We start from the raw sequence: 22,675 nt of genomic DNA, 5'->3' as shown, positions 1-22,675 counted from the left end.
GATGCCTCCGACACGACCTATTTGCGAGATCCCTTGATGTGGCCGCTAACTTGAACGCCGTCTTCGGCGCGCAGGTACAGGAAGCCCGGAATCGAGAGCAGCGGGATGATCGCGGTCAGCAGGAACACCTGGTGAAAGCGTTCCGGCGTCAGGACATGGCTTTCGCCCGCAATCAGGCCCAGCAGCATCGCGGCGATCGAGACGCCAAGCGACACGCTGAGCTGTTGCAGCACGCCGCCAAGACTGGTGGCGCGGCTGAGCTTGTCGGCCGGCAGATCGGCGTAGGACAGGGTGTTGGATGTCATGAACTGCGCCGAGCGGACGATGCCGAACAGAAAGACATAGAAACCGATCAGCCAATGCGGCGTATCGGGACCCATCAGGGCGAAGCCCGCCACGGTGGCGGAGCCGACGAGCGCGCTGCCGACCAGCACCACACCGAAGCCAAAGCGCCGCAGCAGCGGCGACAGCAGCGGCCGCATGAGCAGCGCCCCGAAGCTGCCGACGAATGTCAGCGAGCCTGATGTGACCGGGCTCATGCCGAAGCCGACCTGCAGCATCAGTGGCACCAGGAACGGCGCGCCGTTGAGACCGACGCGGCACAGGCCGCCCGCCAGCGTGCCGACCCAGAACGAGCGGAACCGAAATAGCGTCAGGTCGATAGCCGGCGCCACGACGCGGCGCGCATAGCGCCCGAAGGCAAGCAGCAGCAACGCGGCCGCGGCGAACACCAGCACCGTCGCGGATCCGGGAATGACCGGCCGGCCGATATTCTCTAGCCCGAACTGCAGTAGTGCCACGCCAAACCCCACCATCAGGAAGCCCGGGACATCGAAACGCTGCACCGCCTCGCCATGGAAGTCGTCGACGAAGCGCAGCGCGGCAACGATACCAAGGCAGCCGAACGGCACGTTGACATAGAATATCCAGCGCCACGACGCGTAGGTGGTCAGCAGGCCGCCGAGCAGTGGCCCGATGACCGGCCCCATGATGGCCGGCAGGGTCATATAGGTCATGGCGGTGATCAGGCCGCTGCGCGGAAAGCTGCGCAGCAGGATCAGCCGACCGACCGGCGTCATCATGGCGCCGCCCAGCCCCTGCAGGGCACGCATCGCCAGCAGCATGCCGAAACTGTCGGCCATGCCGCACAGCGCCGAGCCAAGGGTGAAGGTAAAAAGCGCCAGCGCGAACACCCTGCGCGCGCCGAACCTGTCGGCAAACCAGCCGCTGACCGGGATGAACACGGCGAGCGTCAAGATGTAGGTGGTGATCGCAAGGTTCAGACGGACCGGCGTCGTGTCGAGACTTTGCGCTATTGCCGGGATCGCGGTGGTGATGATGGTGGAATCGAGCTGCTCCATCAAAAACGCGATGGCGACGATGATCGGAATGATCAGCCGCAGCCTCGGGTCGCGCTCGGTGGCAAATTGAGGCTGTTCCAATGCTCTGGTCAATTCCGTCATGCAGATGGCTTCTATCGGCCAAAGTGGCTTGTCCCGGTTCAAAGGCAAGATTGCCTTGCCGGCCAGCCGGGCCTGATCGCAGGCCCTCTTGTGATCCGGCAAATCGGCGAGCGGTAGTCATTTCCGCTTCGCTGGAAGTCAACAAATCTTGACCGGCACCACGAGTGCCGCGGACAAACACTGCCCATTTCAGCGAGCGCCGTCCCGATTTCGTGAAGGAACGTGTGCAGCGAGGCGGGCGTTCTTTCCCATATGTCTCGAATGGCAAGGAGACATGCCGATGAGAAAGCGAAGCGTATTCCTCGGCTCCCTCGTGGTGCTGTTGGCCGCGAGCGCCGTCCCGTTTGCCGCTGTGGCCGATGCCGCCGTCACCAGGCACCATTATGTCCGCGTCAACGCCGCCCATAATGACCACGCGCACGCCGCGAACCGCGGACGCGGCCACCGTGACGGTTGGGTTGGCAGGGGCTGGACCGGCGAGAATTCGGCTGACAATAACGACTGGATGGACAGCTACTACAATGGCTACGGCAGTTACCGGGGCCGTGCCGACGACTTCTGTGGAACCATCCAGTGGACGCTCGGCCTGTGCGGTCCCCACGGCCCCTAACGCCTGACCGCCGGAGCCGACGAAGGTTGCTGGCATCACGCCATTTCGGGACGTCTCGACGCCTCGCGAATCGCCTTGTGCACGCCGCGCTGCAAATCCATGAAGGCCGGCGTTTCCATCACTTCTTCCCGGCGCGGGCGTTCGATGTCGACGTTGAAGGTCTGCATGATGCGTCCCGGGCCGATCCCCATGACGACGATGCGGTCCGATAGATAAACGGCCTCCTCCACGTCATGCGTGACGAACAGCACCGTGAGCCGGTGCTCCTCCCAGATCTGGGTCAGCAGTTCCTGCATCTGGTGTCGGGTCAAGGCATCGAGCGCGCCGAAGGGTTCGTCCATCAGCAGCATTTTGGGGCGATAGGAGAGAGCGCGCGCGATGGCGACGCGCTGCTTCATGCCGCCCGACAGTTCGGACGGGAAGCGATCGGCGCTTTGCGTGAGCTTGACGAGGTCGAGATGCTCGAGCGCGATCTCGCGGCAGGCGGCGCGATCATAGCCGGCGGCCTTGAGAGCAAACTCGATGTTCTGCCGCGCCGTCAGCCAGGGGAGCAGCGTATAGGACTGGAAGACAACACCACGGTCGAGGCCCGGCTGCAGGATCGGCGCGCCATCGATGCTGAGATCGCCGGCGTCGAAATCCTGCAGTCCCGCGACGATCGACAGCAGCGTGCTCTTGCCGCAGCCCGACGTGCCGACGAGGGAGACGAACTCGTTGTCGGCGAGGTCGAGATTGATGTCCCGCAGCACTTGCGTGCGCCGCTCGCCGGTGCCGAAGCTCTTGTCGAGACCGGCGATGCGCAATTTGGGAACAGTCACCGGCGGTTCCTCATTGCGGGTGGCCTTCCTGCCGAAACAGCACCTTCTCCAGGGCCTTCATGACCTGATCGGTGATGAGGCCAAGCACGCCCAAGAGCAGGATGTAGCCGATGATGGTGTTTGTCTGGAAATAGCGCTGCGACACGGTGATGCGATAGCCGAGGCCGGATGTCGCCGCGACGAGCTCGGCCAGCACCAGCCAGGTCCATGCCCAGCCGAGGCTGATGCGCAGCGTATCCCAAATGCCCGGCAAGGCGCTGGGAACGACGATGCGGGTCAGGATCTTGTGGTCCGGCAGGCCGAGCGTGCGCCCAAGGCCGATGAAGTCGGCGGGAACCCGTTTCACATTGTCCATGATCATCAGCACCTGCTGGAAAAAAGTGCCGATGAAGATGATCAGGAATTTCTGGGTATCGCCGGTGCCGGCCCACAGGATGGAGAGCGGCACGAAGGCGACAACCGGCATGTAGCGGATGAAATCGACCAGCGGCTCGATGGCCGCCTCCCAGGAACGGAAACTGCCGATCAGCACGCCGACCGGTATGGACAGTGCCGAGGCGAGGAGGAAGCCGATGGAAATGCGGTACATCGAAGCCCTGAGGTCGAGCCACAAGGTGCCGTCGGCGGCGAGCTTGGCGATCTGGGTCGCAACGCTGCCCGGCGACGGCAGGAAGATGGGTTTCACCCATCCCAGCCCGGTCGCCGCCCACCAGGCGAGGCCAAGGCCGACAAAGACGGCCACCGCTATCGCAAGGAAACGCGACCGGGCGATGGGCACGCCGATCCCGGAGGACCGGCGTCGCCTTGCCTGTGTTGCGGCGGGCGCTCGTGCCGGGCGGGCCAAGCCGGTTTTCGCGGGAGGCTCCCCGGACATCCGCGTTACCACCGCGATCCGGATCTCGTCACTGCGCCGCCTTGACGAAGGACGGATCGATCATCTGCTCCGGCGTCACATCGGCCTGCAGAAGCTTGGCGTTCTTGGCGGCCCCTTCAACATCGGCGAATGTCTTGGTGGTAAACTCGCCGGTGAGCGCCGTCTTGTTTTCGGCGAGCGAATAGTAGCGCACCCCGTCGAAAGCGGTGTTGAGGTCCTTGACGTCGGAACCGACCGCCTTGGCGATGATGGCGCGGCCGCCGGGGGTGTCGGCGTTATAGTCCTTGAGCGCGGCGTCCCAGCTCTTGATCATGGCCAGCACCTGGCCGGGCCGCGATTTGATCACCTCGTCACGCACCACCAGCACGTCGCTGATCAGGCCGGGATCCTCGCCGGCGGTGAACAGCAGCTTGACGTCCTTGTTCTGCGCCATGGCGACAGTGAGGTACGGCTCGTAGGTGACCGCCACCGGCACTTGGCCGGCGATCAGGGCGCCGCCGGCGTCGGCGGCAGGCATCGGAACCGGCTGGATATCGGCGACCGACATGCCATTCCTGGCGAGCGCGTATTTGAGCAGGATGTCGCTCGTCGTGCCTTCCTCGAAAGCGACCTGCTTGCCCTTGAGATCGGCGATTGAGGTGACATCCTTGCCGGCGACGATGGCGTCGGCGGTCATGGAGACATCGAGCAGCAGCACGATCTTCACCGGCAGACCGGCCGCAACCATGCCCATCGCCGTGTGGGTGGCGATGTTGGCGGCGTCGAGCTGGCCGCTTGCGAGCGCCGCGTTAATATCCTTGTCCTCGGCAAAGTTGACGATCTGGACGTCCGACAGACCGTTTGTCTTGAACAGCCCCTTGGCCTCGGCGACGTGCCATTGACCATATCCAAGCCAGGGCTCGATGCCTATCTTGAACGATCCAGCTTCAGGTGTCGTCGGGATGGCAGCATCGGCTGCGTGGGCCACCGGGGCGGTGGCGAGCCCGATCGCGGCGGCCATCACGAGCGCGCGAAATTGTCCTGCTAGGTTAAGCGTCATCTTTCGTTCCCCTTGATGATCAGACCGCTTTTTACCCAGGCATCCGGTCTGGTGAGACTGCGGGGTTCTGCTCTTGCGGCACTGTGCCTCGGCGTCTTGCCCGCCACTTCATGGTTGAAGCGCTGACATATTTCAGCGGCAGCGGCAGCGGATGTCAAGGCTGAAATACATACATGCATATACAAGTTGGAGAGACTCAAATTTCAGGTTGATCCAGCTCGGCGGCTTGCATTGGCCCGTCGCCTTCAGCTCGCTCCCGTCGCCTTCAGCTCGCTTTGGAAGGCGAGTAGCGGCTGCCGAGCGAGTAGCGGCTGCCGGCATAGGTCAGCTTGCTGATCGTGGCCACGATGGCCCCCGTCCATGTCCGGCGATGCAGGAGAAGGCAGCAACTGCCGACATCGATGCCGAGATGCTGTGCGGCCTCCTTGTCGGCCGGGATGGCGGAGATGATATGCTCGACCTCGGTCACCGGCGTCTTCTGCATCAGGTAGTCATAGGTCGCTGTCTTGGTGAAGTCCTGCTTGTCGTAGTCGGGGATCAGGCCCGGATTGACGAAACGCTCCTCCAGTTGCACCGGCAAGTCGTTCTCGAAATTGACGACGACGGAGTGATAGATCGAAACCCGCTTCGCAAACTCGAACGACAGTGCCAATTCCTTGCTCGGCATCATCGTTTCGAGAACGAGGACTTCGGAGCGGTGGCTGTTGCCGCGCTCGACGATCTCCGCCGCGATATTGTTGATCTCGATCAGCGTCGACTGCGGCCGGGGCGGCGCGATGAATGTTCCCACACCCTGCAGCCGGATCAGGAATCCCGCCGAGGTCAGCTCCCGCAGAGCCCGGTGGACCGTCATCCGCGACACGCCCAGTGACGCCACCAGCTCGTTCTCGGACGGCAGCTTGCGGTCCTTGCCCCACCGGCCCGTCCCAATATTGGTCAGGATATAGTCCTTCACCTTCTCGTAGAGGGGGCTTGCCGTGTCGGGCAAATCGATCATTTCAAAAATCCTTTCCGGCAGGTTGCCGCATGCGGATGATTGTTTTCAAGCCATCGCTGCTTCCCGCCAACAGCCGCTCATAGGCGGCTGGGATGTCGTCCAGACCGATCTCGCAATCGACCAGGGCCAGCAGCGGTTCACTCAGCTCACCCAGCATCCGGACAGCGTCGGGCAATTCGTCCGCGAAAGCATGGCAGCCGAGCAACGCGATCTCGCGTTCGACAAGAACATTGGGGTCGATGTCGAGGCGGCCATGGAAGATGCCGACCATCGCTATCGCACCACCAGGATCGAGAACGCCGAGCAACTGGCTGAACGCCGCGATGCTACCGGTCGCCTCGATGGCCGCCAGCAACGGGACATTGGCGGTCGCGGCTGCAATGGCCTCGCGGTCGAGATCGACGATCGTGGCGCCCGTCACCCGCGCCACGCGGGCGCAGCGCGCCTGGTTGCGGTCGGCGACAAGCACCGTGCCGGCGAAGGTTCGCGAAAGCAACAGCGCGGCAAGACCGCCGATCGGCCCGCAGCCGATGACCAGAACCGAACCTGCCGTCTTCGGCAGACGCCGCACCGCGTGCAGCGCGACGGCAAGCGGCTCGGCCATCGCCGCGACGCGCTCGTCAAGGCTCGCATCGATGACATGCAGCAGACGTGCGGGCAACACCGCCTGTTCGGCAAAGCCGCCATCGCAGATTTCGCCGACGAAGCCCAGCGCTGCGCAGAGATGCCGCTTGCCGGCACGGCATTGCGCGCAGTCTCCGCACCAGAAACGGGAATCGGCGACGACCCTGTCGCCGACGGCAATGGTATCGACGCCCTCGCCCAGCGCGATCACCGTGCCGGTCAACTCGTGGCCCGCCGTCGAGGGCGCCCGGCTTATCCATTGGCCGGTGCGGAAATTGTGCAGGTCCGAACCGCAGATGCCGGCGGCATCGACCCTGAGCTTTACCCAGCCGGCATCGGGAATGCCTGGCGCGGCGATGTCCTCGACGCGCAGGTCGCCCGGTCCATAAAGTCGTGCCGCCCTCATCGCGATCGTCTCCGCTCAGCCGGCGAGATAGCGGTCGCGGATTTCCGAGACCGCGTTTTCGTGCGAGCTGAAGCCTTCGTAGCGGGCGAGCCTGCGGGCATGCTGCGCCAGTTCCGGATACGCGGCCGAGGTGACATAGCCGACCGAAGAGCGCTTGACGAAATCCGTCACCGAAAGCGGCCCGTAGGTTCGCGCCCAGCGGCTGGTCGGCAGCACCGCATTCGGCCCGAGGACGAAGTTGGCAATGGTTACCGGCGTATGCGGGCCCATGAGGATTTCGGCCGCCTCGGTGATGTGGCCGAGATGCGCGAACGGCTCCTTCGACAGGATTTCCAGATGTTCGGGCGCGTAGTCGTTGATGAAGCGATAGCTTTCCTCCAGCGACGCCGTCAGCACGATACCGCCGCGCTTTCCGGTCAGCACCGCGCGCGAGAATTCCACACGCTGTTCGGTCATCCGCGACCAGTGGTCGGGAAGTGCAGCAAGGGCTGCTTCGGCGACCTTGCGGCTGTGCGTCACCAGATAGGCTGAAGAATCCGGCCCGTGCTCGGCTTCGATCAGCAGATCGAGCGCGGCAAGGCCTCCGTCGACGCTGTCGTCGGCAAAGATGATGGCTTCCGACGGTCCGGCCGGGAGGCCCGTATTGATGATCGAGGACAGCACGCTCTTGGCCGCCACCACCCAGGGACTGCCCGGGCCGACGATCTTGAGCGCCGGCTTCACCGTCTCGGTGCCGTAGGCGATGGCGGCAACGGCTTGAGCACCGCCGCATTTGTAGACGGTCCCGACGCCGGCAAGGCGAGCGGCGACCAGCGTCGCCGCGTCCACCGAACCGTCCGAGGTTGGCGGCGTCACGATTGCGATCCGCGGCACGCCGGCAATGACAGCCGGAACCGACGTCATCATCGTCACCGACGGAAAGGCGCCCTTGCCGCGCGGCACGTAGAGCGCGACCGATGCGATCGGCGTATACCGGTCGCCGGCATAGGCGCCCGGCCGGATCTCCTTGAGCCACATGGTCTCCGGCTTCTGCTCTTCATGAAAATGCCTGATATTCTCGATGCCGAACCTGATGCTCTCCACGACTTCCTTCTCGACCTTGTCGAAGGCCGCATCGAACTCCGCTTCCGACACTTTCAGTCCGCCTTCCCTCACATTGGCCTTGTCGAACTCCCTGGCGAAGCGGATCAGGGCGGCGTCACCCTCTTCCCTGACGGCCTGGATGATCGGACGGACCTTTTCGACGAAGGCCGACAGATCGCCCTCGGCGCGTTTCAGCAGACCGGCCCGTTGCGTGGCATCGAGGGAGGACAGATCGTGGAAGCTGATGTCGGACATGGGTGCTCCTTCTGTTCAGAGCAATGTGCCGGCCGGTCACATTGCGGAAGACTTTGTTCTCTAACCTGGGCGAGCCGCCTCAGATCGATGCGAGGAAACCGCCATCCACCGGAATGGACTGGCCGGTAATGTAGGCTGAGGCATCCGAAGCAAGGAACACGGCGACGCCGTGCAGATCGCGCAGATCGCCGAAACGATGCTGCGGGATTTTGGCCAGCATGGATTGCCGCCACGCCTCGTTGGCGTAGAACACCTCCGTCATCGCCGTCCTGAAATAGCCCGGGGCGATGGCGTTGACCCTGATGCCAAGCTGCGCCCATTCCGCTGCCAGCGCCCGGGTCATGCCGAGCAGGCCCGACTTGGACGAGCCGTATGGCACCGCCGTCGGAATGCCGACTTCTGAAGTCAACGAGCAGAGGTTGATGATGGCGCCGGGCCGCCCGGCGTCCCGCATCTGCCGTGCCGCCGCCTGGGCGCAGAAGAACGCCCCTTTGAGATTGGTATCGACGATCCGGTCCCACAGCGGCTCGTCAACGTCGAGCGAGGGCCGGACCTCTTCCACTCCGGCATTGTTGACGAGAATGTCGAAGCCGCCAAGCAGGCGGGCTGCCTCGGCGATGACCGTGCGGCACTGGTCGACATCGGTCACGTCAAGCGCAATGGCGCGCGCAACCCCGCCGGCCGCGCGGATGGCCGCCGTCGTCTCGTCAAGCGAGTCCAGGCTACGCGCCGTGACCGCGACGTCGGCGCCGGCCGCGCTCAGCGCCCCGGCGATGCTGCGGCCAATGCCACGGCTGGCGCCGGTGACAAGCGCCTTCCTGCCGGAGAGGTCGAAAAGAGAAGCGTCGCGCATGTGATCCTCCTTGGCCGCTCCATAGCCCAGAGACTACCAGATCGACTTACATATACAAGCATATACAAACAAAGCTGATTGCGATAACGTGACGTCAGCCGCCGCACCAGGATCGCGTAGTTGGCTCTTCATACGAGATGCCACGGGCGGCAGCCCTGTCGCAAATGTCGTAACCTCCCGAAAGCAAGCAGAATTGCCTGGCGTACCCGACACGAAAGTCTGGGTCTGCCGCGCGTGCGGGATATCGGCCATTGAAAGCTATCGTGCCCCTCGAGCCGGCCGCCTTGTCGTGAGAGCCTCGTCCATGAACGAAAGCAGCCCGCCCCGGAGCCTCTATCGCGATACGGCTGGCGGCCCCGGCAACTACCCCTCCCTTGCCGGCGCGCAGCGGGCAAGGGTCGCCATTGTCGGCGCTGGCTTGACCGGCCTGTCGACTGCCTTGCATCTGGCGGAAGCCGGCGACGACGTCTGCGTGCTCGAGGCCTATCAGCCGGGATGGGGAGCCTCGGGCAGGAATGGCGGCCAGGTCAATCCCGGCCTCAAATACGATCCCGACACGATCGAAGCCATGTTCGGCCCCGAGCTGGGGTCGCGGATGATCGACTTCTCCTACGGTGCTCCGGATTTCACCTTCAGCCTCATCAAGCGCCTGTCGATCGATTGCGAGGTCCGGCAGAACGGCACCATACGCGCGGCCATCCGGCCGCAGCCGGCAGCCGCGGTGCGGGCCACGGCCAACCAATGCGAGCGGCGGGGGATGCCGGTCGGCTTGCTTGACGCAAAAGCGATGGCGGCGCGAACCGGCACGGACAGATACATGTTCGGCATGTTCGATGCTCGCGGCGGCGACCTCCATCCCTTGAAATACGCGCTTGGCCTGGCGGCCGCCGCGCGGAAGGCCGGCGCGCGGATATTTGGCGGCAGCGAGGTTCTCTCGCTCAGCAGGCAGGCCGGGCGCTGGCTCCTCGAGACCGCAAACGGATCCGTCAGCGCCGAGAAGGTCCTTGTGGCGACAAACGGCTACACGGGAAACTTGTGGCCTGGCCTGGAGCAGTCGCTGGTTCCGGTGTTCAGCGCCATCGCGGCGACCGAACCGCTGTCGCCCACGGTCGCGGCCGCAATTCTTCCCGAAAGGCCGGTCGTCTACGAAGCCGGCAACATCACCGTCTATTACCGCATCGACGTCCAGAACCGGCTCCTCATGGGCGGACGGGGACCGATGAGGCCCATCGGCGATGCTTCCGCCATCCGCTATCTCACCGACTATGCGCTACGGCTCTGGCCGGCGCTTGCTGGAGCGGGGTGGACACATGGCTGGAACGGCCGGGTCGCGGTCACCAAGGACCATCTTCTACACGTTCACGAGCCGGAAGACGGCGTGCTGATCTGCCTTGGCTACAATGGCCGCGGTGTTGCCATGGCTTCGGCGATGGGCAATGCGCTGGCAAACCGCCTTCGCGGCGACGAGACCATTCCCTTCCCGATGCCGATATCGGGGCTGAAGCCGATCCGGCTCCACCGCTTCTGGCCGCTTGGCGTCAGAGCGGCGATCCTTTCGGGCCGGGTGAAGGACCGGTTCGGCCGATAACGGAAAAGCACGCCGCTATGCTCCGGTCTTGGCATCGGACAATCTTCGGGCGTGGTCGTCCATGCATGCGGAGCATCAGCGCCTGCTGATTTGCGACCGTGCACTGCAAGTCGCCCTGCGGCGCGCAGGCGCGTTCAACGGCCGGCTTCAGCCAAGCGCCTCAGCGCGCCAGCGGTCGGAGCGGGATATGTTCCGAGCACGCTACTCGGCGGCTATCCTGGCGCGCTGCCGGCCGAAGAGCGCCAGACCGACATCGTCCACGGCGAGGCCAATGCGGGTCTGGATCGCTTCGGATGCCAGCACGCCATCAGCGAAATCTTTCTCCGAGGCGTATATGGCCGTCGGCAGCGCAAAGGCTTCGAAAAAGCCGAACAGCGGCCGCAGCTGATGCTCGACGATCAATGCATGGCGATCGCCGCCGCCGGTCGCCGCCAGCAGCACCGGCTTGCCCCTGAGGGCTGCCGGATCGACGAGATCGAAGAAATGCTTGAACAGCCCGGTATAGCTGCCTTTGTAGGTGGGCGAGCCGACCACCAGGACATCGGCGGTCAGGATCCGCTCGAGAACGGCGCGGGCCTGCTCGTCCAGGTCCCGAGTGGCTTTGGCATTGCCAAGGGTGGGACCGAGATCGACGATGTCATGGGTACTGGCGGCGAGGCCGTATCGTCCGGCGATCTCCGTCACGATATGGTCCACGAAGCCACGGGTCTTGGAGGGCCGCGTGAAATTGCCGGAGAAGCCGACAATGGCCGGATTGGTCATGATGGATGCCCTGTGATCTTTTCGAACCAGTTTGCCAATGTCCATAGTTTTTATAGACATTGCTGCCGAACAAAAGGAATTCACGGTCGCCGTGGGACGAAATCGGAAAAGATTTTTCTCCCGGGGAGCCAGATCGCCCGCCTGCATGCCGGATGATGACGTCACCCGATCCAGATGCACTTGGCAGCCGTCGCACGCCAAGGGCGATGCGACCGGTGGCGAAAAGGGGGACCATCACCGTTTGTTCGGAACCTGATCGCCCGGCGGCTGTTTTCCGTTCAGCCAAATACGGAGGAAGCCATGGCACGCGACAGAACCGAATATGAAACCGGCGCACGGAAGTATCCCGCCAGGACCGGCCCGGATCCGAACGATGATTTCTCGGTTGACGCAGCGGGCAACAAGCCGCCGGCAGGCGGAATGGGGCTTACGCGACCGGCGGATCAGACAAATGAAGAGACACACCAGTCAGAAGGACAGAACCCGCCTCGCAAGGCGACGCCCAGCCCCGCAACGGAGAAGACATCCGGCGCGGGCCCGGCGATCTCCGAGCACTCGAAGGACGCGAAGGCTCCAAGGTCGGGCCGCCAACCCGGCGCCTATGTCAAGGACTGACGCGAACGGGGGCGATACCTTCTGACAAGCCATGCGCCGCGCAGACCGCCGGTCTGCCGCGCGTTGAACTTTCTTCAGCCGAGGAGACGACCATGCAGACGAAGTCACAAACGGCCGGTGAAGTCGCCAAGCAGCGCCATATCCAGCGCGGCATCGATGCCAAGGACAAATCGAAGCGCAACGGAAAGGCGGAGCACGCCATGCAGGCAGGCGCGCGCCCCTATCCCGAGCCGCCCTTCCCCAAGCAACATCAGGCGAAACCCGGGCATGAAGCGGCGATCGAGCCTGCTCCGCTCTACGATGCACCCTACTATGTCGGATCAAAGAAACTCGAAGGGAAGGCGGCTCTCATCACTGGTGGCGATTCGGGTATCGGCCGCGCGGTCGCGGTTTTGTTCGCTCGCGAAGGCGCCGACATCGCAGTCGTCTACCTGGCCGAGGACAGGGATGCCGAGGAGACAAAATCCGCTGTCGAAAAAGAAGGCCGACGCTGCATCCTGTTGAAGGCCGACGTCAGTGAACGCCAGGACTGCCACGATGCCGTGGCGACCACGGTCGAAACATTCGGCCGCATCGACGTGCTGGTCAACAACGCCGCCTTCCAGATCCATTCCAGCGACTTCGGCAACCTGACCGAAGAACATTTCGACACGACGCTGAAGACCAATCTCTATGGCTATTTCCATATGGCGCAGGAAGCCGTGCCGCACATGAAGCCGGGCTCGGCGATCGTCAACACGGGTTCGGTTACCGGCATAGAAGGCTCGAAGCAGCTGGTCGACTATTCGATGACCAAGGGCGGCATCCATGCCTTCACGCGCGCGCTTTCGGGCAACCTCATCGCCAAGGGCATCAGGGTGAACGCGGTCGCGCCTGGCCCGGTGTGGACGCCGCTCAATCCGTCCGACAAGGAAGCCGACGACGTCTCGAAATTTGGCGCCGACACGCCGATGAAACGGCCGGCCCAACCGGAGGAACTGGCTCCCGCCTATGTTTTCCTCGCCTCCCCGCACTGTTCGAGTTACATCACCGGCGAGATCCTGCCGATCGTCGGCGGCTACTGAGGTCAGCGCAATGTATTTCATTGCCCTGGCGACCGACTATGACGGGACGCTCGCACATGACGGGACGGTCTCCAACAAGACGCTCGCGGCACTGGAGCGGTTCAAGAAAAGTGGCCGCAAACTGCTTCTGGTCACTGGCCGCGAGTTGCCCGACCTCAAGCGCGTGTTTCCCGATGTCGGCCTGTTCGACAAGGTCGTCGCCGAAAACGGCGCCCTGATCTACACACCGGCCAGCGAGGAAGAGCGGGCGATCTCACCATCGCCGGAGCCCGAATTCGTCGCCAGGCTGAAAAAGCAGGGGGTGAAGCCACTTTCCGTGGGACGGTCGATCGTCGCCACCTGGGAACCGCATCAGGCGACCGTGCTCGAGGTCATCAAGAAGATGGGGCTCGAACTCGAAATCATCTTCAACAAGGGCGCGGTGATGATCCTGCCGAGCGGCGTCAACAAGGCCACCGGTCTGGCGGCCGCGCTCGAGGACCTTCACCTGTCGCCGCACAATGTTGTGGGTATCGGCGACGCCGAGAACGATCACGCCTTCCTGAAGGCCTGCGGCTGCAGCGTTGCGGTCGACAATGCCATTCCCGCGGTCAAAAGCACCGCGGACCTGGTCACGCGCGGCGCACGCGGCAAAGGCGTCGAGGAACTGATCGCCAAGCTAATAAAAAGCGACCACGGGATCGTGCCGAAGCGTCATGGCGGGATTGTTCTGGGATCGTCCGGTGGCGATGACATCTATCTGTCGCCGACCGAAAGCGTGCTCATCGCCGGCAGTTCGGGCATCGGCAAATCCACTTTGGCCACCGCACTGACGGAACGCTTCGTCGACAGCCGATTTCAGTTTTGCGTCTTCGACCCGGAGGGTGACTATGACGGCCTCGAGGGCGCCGTTCGGCTGGGCGATGCATCGAGCGCGCCGACAAAGGCGCAGGTGCTCGACCTGATCGCCAAGGCCGACAGCAATGTCGTCGTCAACGGGCTGGCGCTGCGTGTCAACGAACGGCCAGATTTCTTTGCCGACCTGCTGCCTGGCCTTGGCAGTTTCCGTCGCCGCACCGCAAGGCCGCATTGGCTGGTCATCGACGAAGCGCACCATCTTCTTCCGAAGCGGCGCGACGACACCCGCGCCGTGCTCTCCCTGGAACTGCCGGGCACGATCCTGATCACCGTCCATCCCGAGGCGATTTCGACCGACGCCCTGCGCCTGATGACGGCCGTCATCGCCCTTGGCCCGAAGGCGAAGGACGTGGTGAAGACCTTCTGCCATGAGACCGGCATCGAGCCGCCGAAGGACATTCCCACGCCCAAGGGCGATCGGGTTCTGTTCTGGCGGCCGGGGGCGCGCAAAAAACTCACGACGGTCAAGGTCATAGAACCTCGCCAGTCGCTCAAGCGCCACAGCCGCAAATATGCCGAGGGTCAACTCGATGAGACCGGCAGCTTCTATTTCCGCGGTCCCGACGACGCGATGAACCTCAGGGCCCATAATCTGATGATCTTTGCTCAGATGGCCGAAGGCATAGACGACAAGACCTGGGAGTTCCATTTGCGCGCGGGCGACTATTCGAAATGGTTCCGCCACCAGATCAGGGACAAGGACCTCGCCCGCGAAACCGCCGAGGCGGAAAAGGACAGCAAGCTTTCGGCGGACGAGAGCCGCAAACGGGTGCTCGATGCCGTTCGGCGGCGCTACACGGCACCCGCGACGGCGCCCGAGGCGTAACAGCCCGACAGGAGGCGGTCATGAGCGACGACCGGCATGGCAAAGACGACAAAGACGGACGCGGCGAAAATGGACCTGTCTTCTCCGCGCGCCAGGCTTCGCAAGGCGAGATCATCCTGCGAACCCGCACGCGCCGGATCATCTTCGTGGCAGGACTGGTCGGCATCCTGATCCTGGCGGCGGTGGTCAGGTTCGCGATCGGTTGAACCTGCCTTGTTGCAACAGCCGCCGCGACAGGGTGTGTCGGGCAAGGCTGACCGCGATTGGAACCCGGGCGCCGACTTGGCGTTCAACCTCCATCGAGAAGGAGAAACGATCATGCCCCGAGGCGATAAATCCAAATACACCGACAAGCAGGAACGCAAGGCCGACCATATTGCCGAAGGCTACGAGAAGCGTGGCGTCTCCGACAAGGAAGCCGAGCGGCGCGCATGGGCGACGGTCAACAAGGACGATGGTGGCGGCAAGAAGGAAGGCGGCTCCGGGCGTGGCAAGCACACAGGTCACCCAGCGGCGCACAAGGGCGGCAAAAGCGGCGGAAAGGCGTCCGCTTCCCGATCGGCCGCCAGCCGGTCCGAATCGGCAAAGAAGGCGGCGGCGACCCGCAAGAGGAACGCCGAACACCACGCCCACTGACCGACCGCGAGGATTGGAACGCCGGCATGAAATCGCGACTCGTCAACGAGGCCAATGGCCAACGGACATTTGTCGTGGTGCTCGACCCGGGCGAGGAAGCGTTCGCTGCACTGACCAGCTTCGCGGTCGAGCAGAAGATCGGCAGCGCCTCCCTGACGGCGATCGGCGCGTTCCAACGGGCCACTGTCGGTTGGTTCGACCTGGAGGCGAAGAGCTATCGAAAAATCCCGATCGACGAACAATGCGAGGTCCTGAGCGCGATCGGTGATGTTGCGACGGACGATGATGGCAAGCCAAGCCTTCATGTCCACGCGGTGCTTGGCTTGAGCGACGGCACGACCAAAGGCGGCCATCTGCTCGAAGGCACCGTTCGGCCGACATTGGAAATCACCGTGGTGGAAGCGCCGGGTCACCTGCGGCGCCGCAAGAGAGCCGAATTCGGCGTGGCTTTGATCGATCTCGGGGCCTGAAGCTGCCGCGGGTGTCGGTTGGCGGGCTTCGCCGCCGGCGCGTGCCCCAGAAAGCGACGTAAGGCAATGACGGAAAGCTTTGCCCTACCCCTGAACACGCCCCCCATGGAGGCCAAGGCAGCCGACGCTCTGCCGGATAGGGAAGGCTTTTGGCAATACGAGCCCAAATGGGACGGGTTTCGCTGCCTCGCCTTCAAAGGCGACACGGATGTCGACTTGCGCGCCAAATCCGGCAAACCGCTCGGTAGTTACTTCCCGGAGCTCGTCGCCATGCTGCGGCAAGTCGAGGCCCGCAATTTCGTGGTCGATGGCGAGATCGTCATAGAGATCGAAGGCCAGCTTTCTTTCGACGCGCTGCAGATGCGGCTTCACCCAGCCGAAAGCCGCATCCGCAAGCTGAGCGCGCAAACGCCTGCCCGGCTGATCCTGTTCGACATGCCGGTCGCGCCGGGCGGCACGATCCTGCTCGGCGAGCCGTTGTCGCAACGACGCCGGGCGGTCGAGGGCTTCGTTCAGGACTACGCCGAGCCTGGCTTGCGGCTCTCGCCCAGCACGACCGATCCGGCGGCCGCCAGACGCTGGCTTGAGGAAGCCGGTCATGGTTCCACCGACGGCGTGGTCGCCAAATTGCTGGCCGACCCCTACCGTCCAGGGGAACGCGCGATGGTCAAGGTCAAACGGTTGCGTACGGCCGACTGCGTGGTTGGAGGATTCCGCTATCTGACCGGCAGCAAGGAGGTCGGCTCGCTCCTGCTCGGCCTTTACGATGATAGGGGCAAGCTCGACCATGTCGGCTTTACCTCGACCATCGGCAGGGATGACCGGGCTGGCGTCACCCGAAAGCTGGAAAAGCTGCGTGGCGGACCCGGCTTCACCGGCAAGGCGCCGGGCGGGCCTAGCCGCTGGAGCACGCAGCGCAGCGGCGAATGGGAGCCCCTGCGGCCGGAACTGGTGGTCGAGGTCCGCTTCGACCATGTCACCGGCGACAGGTTCCGGCATGGCACCAAACTGTTGCGCTGGCGGCCGGACAAGGCGCCGCGTCAATGCACCATACAACAGATCCAGTGATGGAGTTCGTGCCGCGGACGCGCTTGCGAAGCCCGGTCGCGATGAGAGCCGACGCAACGGTCGCCTCTTTGCGAGATGGCTGGAACAACCGTCCTCACGGCAAGTTGTGCTCCAGCTACACCGCTGGTGGGCTTCACGACAATTGGAGATGACAATCATGGCGACTGCGAAGAAAGCGGCAACGAAAGGGCTTGAAGCCCTGTTCCTCGACGGGCTGAAGGACATCTACTACGCCGAGAAGAAAATCCTGAAGGCGCTGCCGAAAATGGCAAAAGGCGCCGAATCCGAAGATGTTTCGGCAGCATTCGAGAAACACCTGCAGGAAACCGAGGGCCAGGTCGACCGCCTCGAACAGATCTTCGAACTCCTCGACAAGCCTGCCAGGGGCAAGACCTGTCCGGCCATCGACGGCATCATCGAGGAGGGTTCGGAAATCCTCCAGGAATACAAGGGCGACCCCGCGCTGGATGCTGGGCTGGTCGGGGCTGCGCAGGCCGTCGAACACTACGAGATCGCGCGCTACGGGACGCTGATCGCTTGGGCCGAACAGCTCGGCAAGAGCGACGTGGTCAAACTCCTCAACGAGACCCTCGAGGAGGAGACGGCGACCGACGAGGCACTTTCCAGCCTTGGCGAGGGCGGCGTCAACGAGCGTGCCCTGGAACAGGCCGCCTAGCTGGCGAGCTGTTGCCCCGGGCGCTTCAGGCGATCCGGGGCAAACTCCCCGGATTTCGGAGAACGACAATGGACCCCCGCAAAAGAGAGCAACCCGCAGTTCAGACGGAAGACCCGACGGAGACTGAAGGTCCCACGGTAGAGCAGCAGGACTGGGACGCGCTAGCAGGCGCGAAAATCCTTCCGGATGACGTCGAGGTGGAAGACGAGGCCGACGGCGAATTGCCCGAGGAAGATGACGACAACGCCTACCAGGAAAGCGACGAGGCATTGCCCGACGATGTCGAGGAAGCGGTGCTGTCACGCGATCCTTCAAGGGAAGGCGGCCGCTTCGACGAGGAGTGACCAAACTACGGGCGGATTCCGCTCAGCCGACCGCGTGCATTGGGGGCTCTTCGTTCTCGTCAGGATTGGGTAACGGCGCCTCATCGGGCAATCCTTCCGGCTCCGGTTCGCCGATCGGCTTGGGCTTCCAATTGGGAGCCGGCATGGGTACGTCGCGGTTGGGGTCGGGTTCTCTCGGATCGGGCATCAAATCTGTCTCTCTTTCTTTCGGCGAACTGTGCGGGTCGGCTCTGCCCAGCACGGTCGCATGCAGAGCCCGTCCCGAGCGCTCGGGACGGGCACGGAGCCACACAGGTTTGCTAGCGATTCTTGTGGCTTTGCTCGCCAGCTCTCACATGCTGTTCATGGGTTCCGCCACGCGTCGTGCCGGCGCTGTCGCCGCCTTGTTGGCGATGGTTGTCACCGGCCGCCTGCTGCTGACGGCGGTTCTTATCGTCCATGTTCTTGTGGCTCTGCTGGCCTGCTTTCACATGTTGCTCATGGCTACCACCTTGATTGGGCATCTTCTTCTCCTTTGAGTTATGCGAGGCGATCAACCGCCTCAAGGGTCAAAGACGCTGGCGGCCCGGACGTTCCCTCACGTAATATTTCGTGAATCGGACCGCCTATGGGGTAGGCCAGATCAGACGATAAGCTGCTCGATCCTGATAGGAAGATCGCGGATGCGTTTGCCAGTCGCATGGTAGACCGCGCTGGCAACGGCGGCCGCCGTGCCGACATTGCCCAGTTCTCCGAGGCCTTTGACGCCTGCCGGATTGACCTCGTGGTCAATCTCCGGAACCAGAATCACCTGGAGATCCTTGATGTCGGCATTGACCGGCACGAGGTAGTCCTGCAGATCTCGATTGACGTAGCGGGCATAGCGGCTGTCGACCTCGGTCGCCTCATGCAGCGCCTGGCCGATGCCCCAGATCATTCCGCCCATCAGTTGGCTGCGCGCCGTGCGCGTGTTCATGATGCGGCCGGCGGCAAAGGCCCCGACAATGCGCGGCACGCGGATTTCCCTGGTAAGGCGATTGATGCGAACTTCGACGAATTCCGCGCCGAATGCATATTTCACCGAATCTTCGTCCTGCTCGCCGCCGTGAAACTCCGGCTGGCCGGCATAGAGCTTCTTGAGCGCTTCGGGGCTCGCCCCCTTGGGCGCATACTCGGCATACTCCTCGATCGCCCCCACCCGCATGGTTTTCAAGACGTCCTCGACCTTTGCCGAAGCGCCGCCCTTGGCAATGATTTTGCCATCGAGGATATCCAGTTCCTCATTGTGGGCGCCGGCAAGCGCACCACCTTCGCCGGTCGCCGCGGCAAACAGCTTCGTCCTGATCGCGTCGCAGGCCTTGAGCACCGCCGAACAGACGCTTGCCGTGGAGATAGACCCTCCCGACACGGGCGCCGGGGGCAAGGTGCTGTCGCCCATCTCGACGCTCACCCTGTCCATGGCGACACCGAGGCGCTCTGCTGCCATCTGGCCGGCGACCGTGCGCACGCCGGTGCCGATTTCATGCGAGCCGCTCTGGACGCGCACATCGCCGTCGACGGTCAGCCATACGCGCGCAGCGCAGGGAGCCGACGAGGTCGGATAGACTGCCGTCGCGCAACCCATGCCGATCAACCAGTCGCCGTCGTGCATCGACCCGACCTTGGCGTCCCGCTTCGTCCAGCCGAATGCGTCCGCCGCCTGATCGTAGCATTGCATCAGCGAGCGGCTCGAGAACGGCTTTCTCCCGATCGGCTCGGCTTTTGGCTCGTTCACCCTTCGGAACTCCACCGGGTCCATGGCCAGGGCCACCGCCATCTCGTCCATGGCGTTCTCCAGCGCATAGACGTACGGCGTCTCGGGAGGCGAACGCATGTAGCCGGGCGTGTTGCGGTCCGCCTGGACCAGCGACACGTGCGTAAGCACCGCGCCGTAATCATACATGCGGCCGGTCGCCGACGTTCCCCCGACCACGTAGGGATCGGGGCGCGATGTCACCTCCCAGCCCTCATGCGCGAAAGCGGTTATGCGGCCGTCCTTGTCGGCGCCCATGCGGATCCGGTGCCTGGTCTCGGCGCGATAGGTCTGTGTCCCAAACGCCTGCATGCGGCTGACCACGCAACGCACCGGCCGGCCGAGACGCCTTGCCGCAACCGCGACGATCGCCGTGCGGGCCGTCATCGGTCCCTTCGAGCCGAATGCGCCGCCGATGTATGGGCTGACAATGCGAACCTTCGCCGGATCGATCTTCAACTGCCTGGCAAGTTCGGCCTTCCAGCCGGTGACGTTCTGGGACGGCTCATGAATGGTGAGTTGATCGCCCTGCCACATTGCCGTCGTCGAAAACAGTTCGATCGGATTGTGGTGCTGCGTTGGTGTCGAATAGCGTGCATCGATCCTGACCGGAGCAGCGGCATAGGCAGTATCGAAATCGCCGACCTTGACGTCTTCCTTGAACATCGGGCTTTTGCCCGCGGCGGCAATGGTCGTTGCTCCAGGGCTGTCAAAGCCCGCACTCGGTTTCTCCTCGGCGTAGTCGGCGCGGATCAGCAGCGCAGCCTCCTCCGCCGCCTCGAAGGTCTCGGCGACCACCAAGGCAATGATCTGCCCATCGTGAAAGACCTTCCGGTCATGCACCGGCGCGATCGAGGCGGCGGCGGTATTGCCGAATTTCGGCTTGTCCACCGCGTCCATGTCGCCATAGGTCACGATGTCGAGCACGCCCGGCACCGCTCGGGCATTGTCCAGGTGAAGTGCCGTCACCGTGCCCCTGGCGATACTGCTGGTGGCCAGCACGCCATAGGCGACATTGGCCGCCGCGAGGTCCGCCGGATAACTCGCCTGGCCGGTCACCTTCAGCCGCCCGTCGATGCGCGGCAGCGGGGCACCCATGTTCTCCTTGGGCTGCGGAGCGGCTGCGTTCATGATCACACCTTCATGTCACGGGTTTCGAGGAGCGCCCGCACCAGCGTCCGTTTGCCAAGCTCGATCTTGAACGCATTGTGGCCGCGCGGCCTGGCATCGGCGAAAGCCGTCTCCGCGGCCGCCCGCGCCATTGCCTCGTCCAGCATCTTGCCGTGCAGGACCGCTTCCGCTTCCCTCGCCCGCCACGGGACCGTGGCGACGCCGCCAAGGGCTATGCGTGCCTCGCGGACGCTGTTGCCGTCGAGGTCGAGAGCGACCGCCGCGGAAGCCAGGGCGAAGGCATAGGATTCGCGGTCACGAACCTTAAGGTAGCGGGAACGCCGGGTCCAAGGACCCGCGGGCACGTCGATGGCGGTGATGATCTCGTCAGCGGCGAGGCCGGTCTCGACATGCGGCGTATCGCCGGGCAAGCGATGCAGGTTGGCGAACCGGATTTCGCGCGCGCCGCCAGAACCCTCGACATGGAGGTTGGCGTCAAGGGCAATCAGTGCCTGGGCGAAATCACCATGATAGGTGGCGATGCAGGCATCACTGACGCCCAGCACCGCGTGTTGCCTATTGAAACCGTCCATTGCCGCGCAGCCCGAACCCGGCTGGCGCTTGTTGCAGGCCCATGAGATCTCCCTGAAATACTCGCACCGCGTCCGTTGCAGCACGTTGCCGGCAAGGCTGGCCATGTTGCGGAGTTGGCCGCTGGCTGCCAGCCTGAGGCTGTCGGCAATGACCGGATAGTGGAGCTTGACGTCCTTATCGTCAGCCGCCTCGCCCATCCGCACCAGCGCGCCGAAACGAACCCCTTCGGCGGTGACGCGGATTTGCCGAAGCGCCGGCTCGGAGAGACGATTGAGATCGAGCAGGCGGTTCGGCCGGGCAACGTCGAGCTTCATGTAGTCGGCCAGATTGGTGCCGCCAGCGATGAATTGTATGTCTGACTGGGTCGGCGGCCGATCCGGCGCGGCAAAGTTCGAAGCGAGGGCGACAGCCGCCGGGATGTTGGCCGGTTGCTCGAGAACGAAAGGACGCATGTCAGGCTCTCCCGGTTTCGTCGCGGGCCTGCACGATCGCGGCCACGATGTTGGGGTATGCGGCGCACCGGCAGATGTTGCCGCTCATATATTCCCGGATATCGGCTTCGGAACCGGCGTGGCCTTCGTTGACGCAGCCGATGGCCGACAGAATCTGGCCCGGCGTGCAATAGCCGCACTGGAAGGCGTCATGGTCGATAAAGGCCTGCTGCATCGGATGCAGGGCGCCGTCGCGCGAGGCGAGCCCCTCCACGGTCGTCACGTCCTTGCCCTGCATCATCACCGCGAAGCTCAAGCAGGAGAGGACCCGCTTTCCGTCGACGAGCACGGTGCATGCACCGCATTGCCCATGGTCGCAGCCTTTTTTCGTCCCGGTCAGCCCAACGTGGTCACGCAAGGCGTCGAGCAGGCTGGTCCTGGTGTCGAGCGAGAGCTCGTAAGCTTGCCTGTTGATACGAAGCGAGGTGACGACCGGCTCCCGCAGCTTGGAACGGGAAGCGGCCACTTCCTCCGCCTCGGCCTTGGGAGGCAGGAGCGGTGCGACCGCAGCGGCCGAAACCGTGCCCGTCATGAAACGTCTCCGGCTGAGGCTAATTGGCTTTGGGACGAGGGTTTCGGACATGGCTCGCTCCTGGGCTGGCTTTCGCCGCTAACCTTTCACTCCGGGCATTGTTCCGAATGCAGTGCGACAAAACCCTGCCTGATCGCGAAAGAGTGATTTTGCTCCCGCATGGCGGTGAGGCGCGGCTAAACCCGATCGAAGCGGCCGCAACGAGGCTT

The 22,675-nt window shown here is 63.8% G+C and carries 23 protein-coding genes; 10 read left to right on the top strand and 13 right to left on the bottom strand.

All coding sequences use genetic code 11. The features are described from left to right. Window positions 1-17 precede the first annotated feature (17 nt). A complete protein-coding gene (locus FJ543_RS24555) occupies window positions 18-1,463 on the bottom strand; it encodes a DHA2 family efflux MFS transporter permease subunit (protein WP_140877876.1) in 1,446 nt (481 codons plus the stop codon). Window positions 1,464-1,743: 280 nt separating this feature from the next. Here FJ543_RS24555 and FJ543_RS24550 point away from each other — a divergent pair, with 280 nt between their 5' ends. Beyond that, complete coding sequence (locus tag FJ543_RS24550) at window positions 1,744-2,073, top strand: hypothetical protein (protein ID WP_140877874.1); 330 nt, start codon at window positions 1,744-1,746, stop codon at window positions 2,071-2,073. Between the two features lie 35 nt (window positions 2,074-2,108). Here FJ543_RS24550 and FJ543_RS24545 read toward each other — a convergent pair whose 3' ends face one another. The 7 genes from FJ543_RS24545 to FJ543_RS24515 all read right to left on the bottom strand — a co-directional run bounded on the left by FJ543_RS24545 (window position 2,109) and on the right by FJ543_RS24515 (window position 9,022). Beyond that, on the bottom strand, window positions 2,109-2,891 hold the full coding sequence (locus FJ543_RS24545; protein WP_015319092.1) for an ABC transporter ATP-binding protein: 783 nt from the start codon (window positions 2,889-2,891) through the stop codon (window positions 2,109-2,111). Window positions 2,892-2,901: 10 nt separating this feature from the next. Next, complete coding sequence (locus FJ543_RS24540; protein ID WP_181174075.1) at window positions 2,902-3,669, bottom strand: ABC transporter permease; 768 nt, start codon at window positions 3,667-3,669, stop codon at window positions 2,902-2,904. A 124-nt stretch (window positions 3,670-3,793) separates the two neighbouring features. Continuing rightward, window positions 3,794-4,804 (bottom strand): ABC transporter substrate-binding protein, encoded by a 1,011-nt coding sequence (locus tag FJ543_RS24535; RefSeq protein ID WP_140877870.1) that lies wholly within the window; start codon window positions 4,802-4,804, stop codon window positions 3,794-3,796. Between the two features lie 265 nt (window positions 4,805-5,069). After that, window positions 5,070-5,801 carry a histidine utilization repressor gene (gene hutC, locus FJ543_RS24530; protein ID WP_140617508.1) on the bottom strand — a complete coding sequence of 244 codons (732 nt, stop codon included), beginning with the start codon at window positions 5,799-5,801 and terminating at the stop codon, window positions 5,070-5,072. 1 nt (window position 5,802) lies between these two features. After that, window positions 5,803-6,831, bottom strand: coding sequence for an alcohol dehydrogenase catalytic domain-containing protein (locus tag FJ543_RS24525; protein WP_140877868.1), 1,029 nt, complete (start codon window positions 6,829-6,831; stop codon window positions 5,803-5,805). Window positions 6,832-6,846: 15 nt separating this feature from the next. Then, window positions 6,847-8,169, bottom strand: a complete 1,323-nt coding sequence (hisD, locus tag FJ543_RS24520; protein WP_140877866.1) for a histidinol dehydrogenase — start codon at window positions 8,167-8,169, stop codon at window positions 6,847-6,849. 79 nt (window positions 8,170-8,248) lie between these two features. Beyond that, entirely contained in the window at window positions 8,249-9,022 is a 774-nt protein-coding gene (locus FJ543_RS24515; RefSeq protein WP_140877864.1) for a glucose 1-dehydrogenase, read from the bottom strand. A gap of 304 nt (window positions 9,023-9,326) precedes the next feature. On the opposite strand from FJ543_RS24515, the gene FJ543_RS24510 reads away from it, so the two are divergent. Further along, window positions 9,327-10,610 (top strand): FAD-binding oxidoreductase, encoded by a 1,284-nt coding sequence (locus tag FJ543_RS24510; protein WP_140877862.1) that lies wholly within the window; start codon window positions 9,327-9,329, stop codon window positions 10,608-10,610. 201 nt (window positions 10,611-10,811) lie between these two features. Here FJ543_RS24510 and msuE read toward each other — a convergent pair whose 3' ends face one another. Then, a complete protein-coding gene (gene msuE, locus FJ543_RS24505; RefSeq protein WP_140878165.1) occupies window positions 10,812-11,372 on the bottom strand; it encodes an FMN reductase in 561 nt (186 codons plus the stop codon). A gap of 707 nt (window positions 11,373-12,079) precedes the next feature. Between msuE and FJ543_RS24495 the strand changes: the two genes are divergently transcribed. The 8 genes from FJ543_RS24495 (at window position 12,080) to FJ543_RS24460 (ending at window position 17,968) form a co-directional block, all read left to right on the top strand. Next, window positions 12,080-13,051 (top strand): SDR family oxidoreductase, encoded by a 972-nt coding sequence (locus FJ543_RS24495; protein WP_140877860.1) that lies wholly within the window; start codon window positions 12,080-12,082, stop codon window positions 13,049-13,051. A gap of 10 nt (window positions 13,052-13,061) precedes the next feature. Then, window positions 13,062-14,774, top strand: coding sequence for an HAD-IIB family hydrolase (locus FJ543_RS24490; RefSeq protein ID WP_140877858.1), 1,713 nt, complete (start codon window positions 13,062-13,064; stop codon window positions 14,772-14,774). 20 nt (window positions 14,775-14,794) lie between these two features. Continuing rightward, the gene (locus FJ543_RS24485; protein WP_140617515.1) at window positions 14,795-14,980 is read left to right on the top strand and encodes a hypothetical protein; all 186 of its coding nucleotides are present in this window, start codon (window positions 14,795-14,797) and stop codon (window positions 14,978-14,980) included. Between the two features lie 112 nt (window positions 14,981-15,092). Continuing rightward, window positions 15,093-15,410 (top strand): hypothetical protein, encoded by a 318-nt coding sequence (locus tag FJ543_RS24480; RefSeq protein WP_015319105.1) that lies wholly within the window; start codon window positions 15,093-15,095, stop codon window positions 15,408-15,410. Window positions 15,411-15,436: 26 nt separating this feature from the next. Then, a complete protein-coding gene (locus FJ543_RS24475) occupies window positions 15,437-15,880 on the top strand; it encodes a PPC domain-containing DNA-binding protein (protein ID WP_140877856.1) in 444 nt (147 codons plus the stop codon). Between the two features lie 66 nt (window positions 15,881-15,946). Continuing rightward, entirely contained in the window at window positions 15,947-16,948 is a 1,002-nt protein-coding gene (locus tag FJ543_RS24470) for an ATP-dependent DNA ligase (RefSeq protein ID WP_140877854.1), read from the top strand. Between the two features lie 157 nt (window positions 16,949-17,105). Beyond that, window positions 17,106-17,624, top strand: coding sequence for a ferritin-like domain-containing protein (locus FJ543_RS24465; RefSeq protein ID WP_015319108.1), 519 nt, complete (start codon window positions 17,106-17,108; stop codon window positions 17,622-17,624). 68 nt (window positions 17,625-17,692) lie between these two features. Beyond that, window positions 17,693-17,968: a hypothetical protein gene (locus FJ543_RS24460; protein WP_015319109.1), complete on the top strand. Its 276-nt coding sequence runs from the start codon at window positions 17,693-17,695 to the stop codon at window positions 17,966-17,968. 299 nt (window positions 17,969-18,267) lie between these two features. On the opposite strand, the gene FJ543_RS24450 is transcribed toward FJ543_RS24460, so the two are convergent. From FJ543_RS24450 to FJ543_RS24435, 4 genes are all read right to left on the bottom strand, one after another. Continuing rightward, a complete protein-coding gene (locus tag FJ543_RS24450; RefSeq protein WP_140661611.1) occupies window positions 18,268-18,471 on the bottom strand; it encodes a hypothetical protein in 204 nt (67 codons plus the stop codon). 119 nt (window positions 18,472-18,590) lie between these two features. Next, complete coding sequence (locus FJ543_RS24445; protein ID WP_140877852.1) at window positions 18,591-20,870, bottom strand: xanthine dehydrogenase family protein molybdopterin-binding subunit; 2,280 nt, start codon at window positions 20,868-20,870, stop codon at window positions 18,591-18,593. Window positions 20,871-20,872: 2 nt separating this feature from the next. Next, window positions 20,873-21,895 carry a xanthine dehydrogenase family protein subunit M gene (locus tag FJ543_RS24440; RefSeq protein WP_140877850.1) on the bottom strand — a complete coding sequence of 341 codons (1,023 nt, stop codon included), beginning with the start codon at window positions 21,893-21,895 and terminating at the stop codon, window positions 20,873-20,875. Between the two features lies 1 nt (window position 21,896). After that, complete coding sequence (locus FJ543_RS24435; RefSeq protein ID WP_140877848.1) at window positions 21,897-22,517, bottom strand: (2Fe-2S)-binding protein; 621 nt, start codon at window positions 22,515-22,517, stop codon at window positions 21,897-21,899. Window positions 22,518-22,675 lie beyond the last annotated feature (158 nt).

Source organism: Mesorhizobium sp. B2-5-7 (assembly GCF_006440875.1).
Taxonomy (GTDB): domain Bacteria; phylum Pseudomonadota; class Alphaproteobacteria; order Rhizobiales; family Rhizobiaceae; genus Mesorhizobium; species Mesorhizobium australicum.
The sequence above is the reverse complement of the archived record's forward strand: the minus strand, read 5'-3'. Positions and strand labels throughout refer to the sequence as shown.